General features: G+C 38.3%; 8 protein-coding genes and 3 pseudogenes. 8 read left to right on the forward strand and 3 right to left on the reverse strand.

Features of this window, described 5'->3' with window-relative positions:
* The first annotated feature begins 53 nt into the window (after positions 1–53).
* On the forward strand, positions 54–794 hold the full coding sequence (locus tag WN50_RS14870) for a hypothetical protein (protein WP_046279926.1): 741 nt from the start codon (positions 54–56) through the stop codon (positions 792–794).
* A gap of 18 nt (positions 795–812) precedes the next feature.
* Complete coding sequence (locus WN50_RS14875) at positions 813–2,117, forward strand: hypothetical protein (RefSeq protein ID WP_046279927.1); 1,305 nt, start codon at positions 813–815, stop codon at positions 2,115–2,117.
* 5 nt (positions 2,118–2,122) lie between these two features.
* On the opposite strand, the gene WN50_RS14880 is transcribed toward WN50_RS14875, so the two are convergent.
* Positions 2,123–3,187 (reverse strand): glycosyltransferase family 4 protein, encoded by a 1,065-nt coding sequence (locus WN50_RS14880; RefSeq protein ID WP_046279928.1) that lies wholly within the window; start codon positions 3,185–3,187, stop codon positions 2,123–2,125.
* Positions 3,188–3,281: 94 nt separating this feature from the next.
* Between WN50_RS14880 and WN50_RS14885 the strand changes: the two genes are divergently transcribed.
* The 5 genes and pseudogenes from WN50_RS14885 to WN50_RS14900 all read left to right on the forward strand — a co-directional run bounded on the left by WN50_RS14885 (position 3,282) and on the right by WN50_RS14900 (position 6,549).
* Positions 3,282–4,415: a glycosyltransferase family 4 protein gene (locus WN50_RS14885; protein ID WP_046279929.1), complete on the forward strand. Its 1,134-nt coding sequence runs from the start codon at positions 3,282–3,284 to the stop codon at positions 4,413–4,415.
* Positions 4,416–4,466: 51 nt separating this feature from the next.
* Positions 4,467–4,688: pseudogene (locus WN50_RS14890) on the forward strand (glycosyltransferase family 1 protein); the annotation flags it as partial.
* 1 nt (position 4,689) lies between these two features.
* Positions 4,690–5,811: pseudogene (locus WN50_RS14895) on the forward strand (glycosyltransferase); the annotation flags it as partial.
* Between the two features lie 80 nt (positions 5,812–5,891).
* Positions 5,892–6,062, forward strand: a complete 171-nt coding sequence (locus WN50_RS34095; protein ID WP_200906287.1) for a glycosyltransferase — start codon at positions 5,892–5,894, stop codon at positions 6,060–6,062.
* A gap of 262 nt (positions 6,063–6,324) precedes the next feature.
* Complete coding sequence (locus WN50_RS14900) at positions 6,325–6,549, forward strand: hypothetical protein (protein WP_152964821.1); 225 nt, start codon at positions 6,325–6,327, stop codon at positions 6,547–6,549.
* A gap of 65 nt (positions 6,550–6,614) precedes the next feature.
* On the opposite strand, the gene WN50_RS14905 is transcribed toward WN50_RS14900, so the two are convergent.
* Both WN50_RS14905 and WN50_RS37135 read right to left on the reverse strand, forming a co-directional pair.
* A complete protein-coding gene (locus WN50_RS14905) occupies positions 6,615–8,753 on the reverse strand; it encodes a WD40 repeat domain-containing protein (protein WP_046279932.1) in 2,139 nt (712 codons plus the stop codon).
* A gap of 322 nt (positions 8,754–9,075) precedes the next feature.
* Positions 9,076–10,414, reverse strand: a pseudogene (locus tag WN50_RS37135) (P-loop domain-containing protein); the annotation flags it as partial.
* A gap of 197 nt (positions 10,415–10,611) precedes the next feature.
* Between WN50_RS37135 and WN50_RS14920 the strand changes: the two are divergent.
* The gene (locus tag WN50_RS14920) at positions 10,612–11,415 is read left to right on the forward strand and encodes a phospholipase D-like domain-containing protein (protein WP_046279933.1); all 804 of its coding nucleotides are present in this window, start codon (positions 10,612–10,614) and stop codon (positions 11,413–11,415) included.
* Positions 11,416–11,525 lie beyond the last annotated feature (110 nt).

Consider the following 11,525-nt stretch of genomic DNA (forward strand, 5'->3'; position numbering starts at 1 on the left):
TATAAAGATTGTTTTACTCAAGTTTAATTAATTTTTTACCGGAAAATTAAAAAATGAAACCCATCAATATCGCCTTAAATACTCTCATCAAAAAACCTAAACAAATAAACTTTTCTGTTCGCTCTATTCTAGCGAGAGAACCAACTTTAAGCCTGCTTTATCAACCCTATCTTTGGTGGGGACAGTACAAACAAAAATCAAGAGGAGGCGATCCTAAAGAATGTTTTGTTAGCCCTGATACGGAAATCGTAATTGATGGCTTTCAAGGTTCAGCAAATAGCTTTGCAACCTTAGCATTTCAAACGAGCCAAACCAAACCGATTAAACTCGCGCATCACCTTCATTCACCTGCTCAAATTATACAAGCTACGAAATGGAAAATACCTATATTATTAACCATTAGAGATCCGATGAATACTATTCTTTCACTCACCAGTCGCTGGCCTTATATTTCAGTAACTCAAGGCTTGCAAAGTTTTATAGGTTTTTATTCAAAATTAAAACCCTATTCCTCTTGCTATATCGTCAGTAGCTTTGATCAAACAACACAACATCTAGATCAAGTTATACACAGATTAAATATCAAGTTTAATACCCAGTTTGATCTCGTACATACTGCACAAGCACAAATCCATTGCAAAGCTAAAGTGAGTGATAATTCTACGAGATCATCTATACGTCAAGCTTTGAAAGAAAAAAAGAAACAAGAGTTTTTACTATCCAGAAACTCTGAAATTTTAGAGAATGCTACAGCCCTCTATCACTCTTTTACTGAGTTGATTGATATTGTTTAAATTAGCTTCTTCACTACAATGAAACAAATTTTAAAATTTTTTACTCTTTTTGTGATTTTTTTAATCACCTTAATAGCTTGTAATTTACGACCGACTGCTTCCCCAGAAACTCAACTTGAACGCGCTAAAACTGTAGACTCTTTTCTAAACTCTATTGGGGTTGTTGTTCATCTCAATTATAGAGATACTGCTTACAACAATTTCACTGATATTATTAAACCTCGCTTACAAGAATTAGGCGTTCATCATATTAGAGATGGAGTGAAAATTAACGACACGGAAACGCAGGAAAAGTTTAATAATTTGGGTCGGCAAGGAATAAAATCGATTTTTGTCATGGACCCTAGAGACGGAATTAACGCGGCTGAAGCTGTAACTGTTGCTAAATCTGTTCAGGATTCTATTGAAGCTGTAGAAGGCCCGAACGAATGGGATTTGAATTCTAAATATCAGTACAAAGAACAAGCTTTTCCAGACGGATTACGGTTGTTTCAAACTGAACTCTATTCAGCCCTAAAAAACAATACAGCAACCAAAAATTTACCCATTTTGAGTCCTTCAATGGGTCGTCCGCACAATGCTGCTAAACTTGGGAAAGTTCCTTGCGATATTGGGAATATGCACAGCTATGCAGGGGGACAGATTCCGAGTATTGATCTCGATGAAAAATGGATACCCTACGCAAAAAAAATGTGTGGAGATCGACCGATTATTGCCACTGAATGTGGTTATCATAATGCTATTAATAAGCCAGACAATAACTCTCAACCCGGAGTTTCTGAACGGGCGGCTGCTCGTTATCTCAGTCGATTATATTTGGAGTATTTTAATCGAGGAATTCAACGCACTTACATCCATCAGCTCATCAATCAAAAACCCAATCCCGAGGCAGACAATCCCAATTTAAACTTTGGTCTTTTGCGTTCGGATGGTTCACGAAAACCCGCTTTTATTGCAATTAGAAATATGATGGATCTGTTGGAAGAAGACAATGAAACTTCTAATTCTTTAGCTTCACTTAACTCTTTAAACTATAGTTTGGATGGAAACATCAATAATGTGCATCATACACTCTTACAAAATAAAAAAGGCATCTTTTATCTAATTCTTTGGCAAGAAGTTCCAAGTTTCGACCTGAAAAACAATATTGATCTGAATGTTTCTTCACAAGAAGTGACTTTAACCTTAAACACAGATATTGTTCAGGCTAATGGTTATGAGCCAATTGATTCAACTCGTCCGATATTTCAATCAAAAAATCCTCAAAAACTGCTGCTCAAAGTCCCCGATCATCCGTTAATTGTTGAGTTAAGACCCACTTAAGAAACTCAACGTTTCAACAATAATTCTTGGTAAACTTCTAACGTTTCTTGGTTGACTCTCGAAACCTGCAAATCCTCTAAATTTTGTTTGGCTCGTTCTCTAAACTGTTGTAAAAGATCAGGATGACTGAGTAATTCTCGCAATGCAATAGCCAAAGCATGACTATTTTTAGGGGTAACTAAAACACCTGCTTTTCCACCTTCTAAAGCTTCAGGAATTCCATCAACATCACTGGCTACAATTGCACATCCTGCTTCACGGGCTTCTGGAATAACCAAAGGACTAGGATCACGATGTGAAGCGAGTACAAAAATATCTGTAGCCAGGAGATAACGTTGAGGTTCCGGTTGAAAACCTTCAAAATGAATGCGATCGCTAACAGATATTTTTTGAGCTTGAGTTTCAAAAAGTTGTTTATCGGGGCCATCTCCTACTAAATAAAGATGAGCGTTTGGAAAGTCTAAAGCAATTTGAGCAAAAGCATCAATTAACTCTGAAATTCCTTTTCGCTGGGACATTCCTGCAACCGTTGTTAAAGCAGGACGTTTTAAAGATAACGGTTGATAATCAACTAATGATCGCGTTCGTGGACTCCCTAATGTTCCGTTCGTAATAACTCGCAACTTCTGAGAGTTCACTCCTCGTTTGATCATCGATTGAGCAACAGGATGACTCACCGCAATCACTCGATTTGCCAAACCCATCAGTACCGCACTGCGTTGAAATTCATTGTGAACAGTAGAAACAAGTCCGTATTTAAAATTACCCTTTAAAACTTTAGCGAATACCATTCCAGTCATCATGTGAGCGTGAATAATATCCGGTTTAAAATCTTTAATAATTGCTCGATAACCCATCGCCGCTTTAATAATATTTATGGGTTTTCGAGTTTGATTGAGTAGGAAAAGCTGAACTCCATAATCGTTGAGTAAGGCTTCATATTCTCCCCCGCCTGAAATAATACCCACCTGATAACCTGCTTTTGCTTGCAAACAAGCTAAATCCACAGCAACATTGACAATACCGTTCCCTGTTGCCCGAATATGATTCAAAATGTGGAGGATTTTCATAAATATATTGGGATAAAAAACAGATTAATGTTTAATTCACTCTCGTTACCTATTATAATAAATCATAGTTCAAAAATCTCTCAAAAATTTTATCATGTCAGCTTCTGTTCTTTGTGTAGGGAATGGCTGGTTTCCTACTATGCCAGGTGGACTCAATCGCTATGTTTATGAACTCACTCATCAACTTGCCTCCCAAGGAGATAACGTTGAATTATGCGGTGTTGGACTGCCACCCATTGAACCCAACTCTCCCATAAAACTGACTAATTTAGCTGAACCTAATCATTCACTTTTAGAGCGACTTTGGTTAACTCATAAAAACTTCAAAAACAGATATTTAACTCAGCCTGATGCGATTAACTTGCATTTTTCACTGTATAGTTTACCGATCCTTTCAAGCTTCCCGAAAGATGTCCCTGTTACCTTTACTTTTCATGGCCCTTGGGCATTAGAAAGCGAAGGTGAAGGCGCAAAAAAGCTAGGAGTTTGGTCAAAGTATTGCATGGAACAACAAGTCTACAAACATTGCGATCGCTTTATTGTTTTGAGTCAAGCCTTTGGTAATATTTTAAACCAAAACTATCACATTCCTTGGAGTAAAATAAACATGATTCCCGGCGGAGTTGACACCCATCGCTTTCAAGCTAACTTATCTCGTCAACAAGCCCGTGAACAGCTTAATTTTCCACAAGATCGCTTCATTCTTTTTACCCCTCGTCGCTTAGTTAATCGCATGGGAATTAGCCCATTATTGCAAGCCTTGGCGAATCTAAAATCTCACATTCCTGATGTTTGGTTAGCCATTGCAGGGAAAGGAATTTTACGAGAAAAATTAGAACAACAAGCCACTGAACTCTCACTCAATCATCATGTTAAATTTCTCGGTTACTTACCCGATGAACAATTACCCATCGCTTACCAAGCTGCTGATCTAACCGTTGTTCCTTCACAAGCTTTAGAAGGATTTGGATTAATTTTACTCGAATCTCTGGCCAGTGGAACACCCGTTTTGTGTACACCTGTAGGCGGAATGCCGGAAATTTTAGAGCCGTTTTCCCCGGAATTAATAACAGATTCCATAACAGTAAAAGCAATTACATCTAAACTCCAAGCTGTCCTCAAAGATCAAATTCCTCTACCCAGCCGTGAGGCTTGTCGAGAATACGCTTCTACTCATTTTAATTGGTTGGATATTTCTCAAAAAGTTAGAAACCTTCTTCTAATTTAATTAGAATCTATAATCAAAATTTACTCATTAACCGATCTCAAACTCAATCTAATGAAAATCCTATTTTTAGATCAAAGTGGTAAATTAGGCGGTGCGGAACTTTCTCTGGCTGATGTAGCTTCTTTCTATCGTGAAAACTGCTTAGTGGGTTTATTTGCCGATGGTGCTTTTCGCTACTTACTCGAACAACAACAAATCCCCGTTAAAATTATAACAAATCAGTCTATTAACGTCCAAAAAGATAGCGGTATTCTCCAAAGCTTAAGCAGTTTTNGATCAAAGTGGTAAATTAGGCGGTGCGGAACTTTCTCTGGCTGATGTAGCTTCTTTCTATCGTGAAAACTGCTTAGTGGGTTTATTTGCCGATGGTGCTTTTCGCTACTTACTCGAACAACAACAAATCCCCGTTAAAATTATAACAAATCAGTCTATTAACGTCCAAAAAGATAGCGGTATTCTCCAAAGCTTAAGCAGTTTTAGTTCAATTACACCCCTGGTTTTAAATGTTGCTAAAATCGCCAAAAATTATGATATTATTTATGCCAACACTCAAAAAGCTTTAGTTGTCGGTGCTTTAGCCAGTTTTCTCAGTCGTCGTCCGTTGGTTTATCATCTACGAGATATTCTCAACGCCGATCATTTTAGTACAACAAATCGCCGCATTGCAGTAACATTAGCAAACCGTTCCTCTTTAGTCATTGCCAATTCTGAAGCGACTCGCACTGCCTTTCTAGAATCGGGAGGACGATTAGAAATTACTCAAGTTGTTTATAATGGTTTTCAACCCGAAAAATATCAAGCGGCAACTTCAGACGTTAATACCATTCAACAACAATTTCAACTAGAAGGGAAATTTATAGTCGGTCATTTTAGCCGTTTATCTCCCTGGAAAGGACAACATATTTTATTAGAAGCCTTAACCCAATGTCCTGAAAATGTTATTGCTCTTTTGGTCGGAGATGCACTCTTTGGAGAGCAAGAATATGTCGAACAACTCCACAAACAAGTAGATGATTTAGGACTCCAAAACCGAGTTAAATTTTTAGGGTTTCGTTCCGATATTGTACCCTTGATGACCGCTTGTAATTTAGTCGCTCATACTTCCACCTCTCCCGAACCTTTTGGACGGGTTATCATTGAAGCAATGCTGTGTAAAACTCCCATTGTGGCGTCTGCTGCGGGGGGTGTAGTCGAATTAGTTAATCCCGGAAAAACAGGCTGGCTAGTGAGTCCTGGAAACTCGGAAGAACTCGCTAACGTAATTAATAGTTGCTATCAAAATCCCGAATTAGCGGCTCATGTTGCAACAGAAGCTTACCAAAAAGCCAATGAAAACTTTCAACTCGAGCAAACCCGACAACATATTGATCAACTCCTTCGGAAGTTATTAAAATAAAAAATTAATCTAAATAATCTCAGCCCNGTTGCTATTAACTCTAATGGGACAAAGGTGGTTTCGGGTTTACAGGCTGGCTAGTGAGTCCTGGAAACTCGGAAGAACTCGCTAACGTAATTAATAGTTGCTATCAAAATCCCGAATTAGCGGCTCATGTTGCAACAGAAGCTTACCAAAAAGCCAATGAAAACTTTCAACTCGAGCAAACCCGACAACATATTGATCAACTCCTTCGGAAGTTATTAAAATAAAAAATTAATCTAAATAATCTCAGCCCCTCTCCTAAAAGACGAAGGGGAATTTTCTGAGGATTAAATTTCTCTATTACCTCTCCCCCTAACCCCCTCTCCTAAAAGGCGAAGGGGAATTTTCTGAGGATTTTATTTTTTATACTCTATCATTATTACCTTACCAACCCCGCCACAGTCCAGAGGAATAACTGTCACACGAAAAACAGGATTTGCATAAAATTTCCCGATTTCCCCTGAGTAAATAGTAGAGTACCGGGGTGAGATGATGAAATTTAAAACTGTTATCAATCTACTATTTTTTACTGCGGTGATGAGTTCTAGTGTATTCAGTCAGGTTAATTCTGTGATGAATTTACCTCAAATTGAAACAGTAATAATTTGTCGATTTTTCAAGCCTGAACCTCCCGTACAAGGTGATGGGGGTTCCCGGTTTGCTGAACCCTCTAATCATCAAAATCAACACAATTTTCCTGATGTTCAAGCTTGAATATGTTTGCATTTCCTCCCGTTTAACGCTGTAAAATATCCGATGTCATTGAATGAGTATTCAGTTCAATCAACGCCGTTCACGTCCAAGTTTTCTATCCGCAGAAAATGCAATATTCCAGAACCATCACCCGCCACAATCGTTTGATTATCGGGACTAATCGCACAGCAATTAAAATCACTATCTCCAATAAAGGTGATTATTTCTTTTCCTGTATTTAAGTCCCAAAGTTTCACCGTTCTATCCGATGAAGCGGAAACAACTTTTGAACCGTCTGAACTGATAGCGACTGCATTGATTTTATACCTATATATCCTGAGAGTGAATAGTTCCTTCCTTGTTCCCACATCCCAAACTTTGATAGTTTTATCGTTTGAAGCAGAAACAACTTTTAAGCCATCGGGACTAATAGCAACCGCACTTATATTATCCCTATGTCCACAGAGATTCAACAGTTCTGTTCCTGTGACTATATCCCAGATTTTAATAGTTCCATCCTGTAAACCCGAAACCACCTTTGTCCCATTAGAGTTAATAGCAACTGCTTCTGTCAAACTGTTATTTCCAGAGAGAGTTAACGGTATCTCTTGAATCGTTAAATCCCAAATTTGAATCGTTTGGCTCCAAGAACGAGAAACTACTTTTAACCCATTAGGACTAATAGCAATTGCCATGATCGAATGGTAGCTGCCAAAAACTGGCATTTCCTTTACTGTTTGTAACTTTCCCGTTACTAAATCCCAAATTTCAATCCTTTCATCCGAATAACCAGAAACGACTTTTGATCCATTAAGACTAATAGCAACTGCATTTACTTTTCCCCTCTCTTCTCTAATAGTTAATAGTTCTTTTTTGATTGCTAAATCCCAAATTTTTATGTCTTTGTCCAATGAACATGAAATGAGTTTTGAACCATTATAACTGATAGCAACTGCGTTTACAAAACTACTATGTTCACGGAGAGTAAATATTTGTGTCCCTGTGGCTAAATCCCAGACTTTGATAGTTCCATCCCATGAACCCGAAACCAACTTTGAACCATCAGGACTAATCGCAACTGCTGAGACAAAACCATCATGTCCATTGAAAGTTAACAGTTGTTTTCCACTCGTTAAATCCCAAACTTTGATAGTTTTATCCCATGAACCCGAAACCAGCTTTGAGCCATCGGGACTAATCGCAACTGCCCATACTGAAGAATTATGTCCACTGAGAGTTAATAGTTGTTTTCCACTCGTTAAATCCCAGACTTTGATAGTTTTATCCCGTGAACCCGAAACAATTTTTGACTCATCAGGACTGATAGCTATAGTTTTATCCCGTGAACCCGAAACAATTTTTGACTCATCAGGACTGATAGCTAATGCTGTTATCCCATCCTCATGTCCACTGAGAGTCAGTAGTTCTTTTCCCGTTGCTAAATCCCAAACTTTTATAGTATTATCATCTGAACCCGAAACAATTTTTGACCCATCAGGACTAATCGCAACTGTCCTTACCTCATCATGTCCACTGAGAGTTGATAACTGTTTTCCAGTCACTAAATCCCAAACTTTGATAGTTTTATCCAATGAACCCGAAACCAACTTTGATCCGTCAGGAGTGATAGAAACTGCTGAAACTTGCTTATCATGTCCGCTTAAACTAGACAGTATTTTTCCTGTTACTAAATCCCAGACTTTAACAGTTTTATCCCATGAACCCGAAACCAACTTTGATCCGTCAGGACTTATAGCAACTGCATTTACCCAACCAGTATGTCCAACAAGAGTCCGAATTAACGCTCCTCCGGGTGGAGTTAAATTAGGAGCAGTTGGACGCAACCAAGGTGAGGTTTGACATCGTTTTGCTTGTTGCAGAAGTTGTTGAATTTTGGGATTATTTTCATACAATAAAAGTCGTCCCCAGAGTTGACTGGCGAGTTGATTTTTATCTTTATTGAGAACATGAGCCGATAGTTCAAAAGTTCGTTGTAGCAGTCTCAATGTTTCGTCAGTTTCCAGATGTTCAACTTGCTGATAATCCTCAATTAACGCTTGTATTCCCACCGCTTCTATTTTGGCTTGCATAAACTCAAAATCCGTCAGAAAGCGATGCACCTTTCCAAACTGAGAGTTTTCAACCAGGTGATAAATAAGTTCGGTTAAAACAAACTCTCTATCTTCTTCGGTTTTTCTCGCCAACCAGTTGCCAATTTTACCCATTGTTTTAGTCCTCGTCTTCAGTTGTATCCAAATCTTCTAACAAAGCATTCGTTATCGATCCATGAATCTCTGTAATTTCAATTCCTGCGGCTTCAATGATCTCTTTGCGGGAGAGAAAATCAGCAAAACTAGCATGATAAACTTTATAGCGAGTTTGTCCTTGAATTTGACTATAATGCAAAAACTGTGACCATTCATTGAGTACCTCTTGAACGATTATTTCATCTTTTACACTCGCAAATTTAGCAATTAACTGACGAGAAACGGGTTTACGCAACACACCGAGAATATAGACAATCTTAATCTTTAACTTCGGTAAGGNCGTTTAAAGTTGACTGAGGAAGAAAGAGAAAATCAGCAAAACTAGCATGATAAACTTTATAGCGAGTTTGTCCTTGAATTTGACTATAATGCAAAAACTGTGACCATTCATTGAGTACCTCTTGAACGATTATTTCATCTTTTACACTCGCAAATTTAGCAATTAACTGACGAGAAACGGGTTTACGCAACACACCGAGAATATAGACAATCTTAATCTTTAACTTCGGTAAGGGTTTATCCTGCATTCCCATTCGTCGCCAATGGTCTTCGTAGTACGATGTTAAACCTTGGGGTAGATTTTCTAACTGTAAATTTTGATAATAACCTTTGGCAATTTCCGGTAACACATACCTCAAATACATAAAGTTATTTTCGCTTTTTTCTGCCAAAGTATCAATAAACTCCTTCTTGTTTAGGTTTTGATTACCAATCCACTCATATAACGAGTTTTTAAATTCTTCATCCTCAAAAAATAGATAAATATACTTTTCGATATCTTCTCGACTGTTCATGGTGTAGTCCTTGAAATCAAAGATCTCTTGAGGGGTTTCAAACAATAACCGAGTTTCTAACTCTCGACGACGAGTAAGCAAAAAATACACACCTTTGGGTAAATATCGGGGTAAATACAATATATTGAAACCGTTTTGTTGATGACTCATATTGACTTCATCCAAAGCATCAATCACAATCACTACTTTTTCATGGGGTTTGAGTTTATCACTCACTTTCTGAAGTAAATTCTTTAAAAAGTTGCCATCTTCTTTGGCTTCTTGCGGTAACGAGTTCGGTTGATAATCTTCCAACCCGTACTCACAAATTAGTTGCTGACAAATACATTCTAGAAATTGATCCGCTCGATTTTGACTATCAGTATAAACATTGAAATAATAGAGACAAGAGGGATGATCGTTCACATATTTCGCCGCAACTGTACTTTTTCCTTCACCCGGATCGCCCACCACAGTAAAATATCCCCTATCGTGAGTTTCAATAAAATTGTTAAACGCCTTAAAAACAAACTCCCGCCCTACAAACTTGCGTATTTTTTCCTCAATTAGTCCCTGAAATATTCCTGTGTATTTGCTTTTTTCAATTTTCCAACGTAGAGGATTTATAAACTCAGTCGGATGACAACCCAAAGCCTCAGCTACTTTTTTAATATCCCATTTATTCACTAAATCTTTGTCTCCCTTTGTTCCCAACATTTGCTTGAGAGTATCCAGAGAAATACCCGCTTGATCAGCAAGTTGCTGTTGAGTGAATCCTTTCTCTTTATAGAGTTTTGTTAATTCTTCTCTTTCTTCCTCAGTCAACTTTAAACGTTTATCTGACATGGTTTTACTCTCCCAAAATTGGTTTATTCCTACTGTAGCGGACTCTAACAAAGTTGAACAGGGAAAATAGGGAAAAATCGCTTCCCCATTTCCCCCAAACTGTCGGGAAGACTTCCCCAAATCTTATCCCTATTTACACTCGTAATTCTGCGAGAGATTAATCAAAATGAAATTGTCAACGTTCAGGATATTTAATTATGTATTCTCTCAATTCTTCTCAAAATCAACTCGGCTTTGACTTGCAAACCCTGCTGAATTTACAACCCCCTCGCGCCCATTGTCAGAAGTGTTTGGGGTTGCTGACATCTATTCACCCCTGCAATGAAAAGGGTAATATTCCCTGTCCGGTTTGTGGGGTAGAGACGGTTGTTTCTGGTGAAACACGGGCTGAAAAATACGAAAAATTTCGCAATCATTATAAAGCCTTAAACCTCTATATTGAGTTCGATAACATCATCGAACACGCCAAAAAGTTCGCTTCCATCGCTCAAAAAATGCACCCAAACAACCGCTATTATCCACCCGTTAGCGCTCTTTTAGATAGTCTCAACCAAGCCCAATCTTTTGTTCATATTAATAGTTTTGGAATCAGTCGAGACTTTTTATTTACCTTGAAATTGGTTGCTAAAAAAATACCCGTTCGGGGAATTATCGCCCTGACATCCGATCAACTTTGGCTGCGGGATGAACTCCAAAACTACAGCCAAGAATCCCCCAATTTGCAACTGAAAGCCGTTTATGATGCTAACAATTGGGCGACTGTTCCCCATCAAAAGTTAATTGTAATTGATGGTTTAATCGCCTTTAAAGGTAGTACAAATCTCACCCTAACCGCATGGCGTAAAGCCGCACAGGGTTATGATAACGTTGAATTGGTGACAAATCTCGCTCAGGTTATTGAACTTCACAACCGTTTCTTTTCTCCCCTTTGGGCGAATTTAAGTCCCTACGGAAATGCGATCGCCCTCGATCATTCTCTTGCTATTGTTAAGGCGAGTTAGTTTAGGGAATTAGAAGAGTGATCCCCCTAAATCCCCCTTAAAAAGGGGGACTTTTTTTTCTAAATTTCCCTGACAAACGGCGATTTTCAGCCCACCTATCTCTCTACAAT

Source organism: Limnoraphis robusta CS-951 (genome assembly GCF_000972705.2).

Excerpts from the sequence above, each read along its gene's own strand:
- WN50_RS14870 (WP_046279926.1), top strand. The coding sequence starts at position 54 with ATGAAACCCATCAATATCGCCTTAAATACTCTCATCAAAAAACCTAAA.
- WN50_RS14875 (WP_046279927.1), top strand. The coding sequence starts at position 813 with ATGAAACAAATTTTAAAATTTTTTACTCTTTTTGTGATTTTTTTAATC.
- WN50_RS14880 (WP_046279928.1), bottom strand. The coding sequence starts at position 3,187 with ATGAAAATCCTCCACATTTTGAATCATATTCGGGCAACAGGGAACGGT.
- WN50_RS14885 (WP_046279929.1), top strand. The coding sequence starts at position 3,282 with ATGTCAGCTTCTGTTCTTTGTGTAGGGAATGGCTGGTTTCCTACTATG.
- WN50_RS14900 (WP_152964821.1), top strand. The coding sequence starts at position 6,325 with ATGATGAAATTTAAAACTGTTATCAATCTACTATTTTTTACTGCGGTG.
- WN50_RS14905 (WP_046279932.1), bottom strand. The coding sequence starts at position 8,753 with ATGGGTAAAATTGGCAACTGGTTGGCGAGAAAAACCGAAGAAGATAGA.
- WN50_RS14920 (WP_046279933.1), top strand. The coding sequence starts at position 10,612 with ATGTATTCTCTCAATTCTTCTCAAAATCAACTCGGCTTTGACTTGCAA.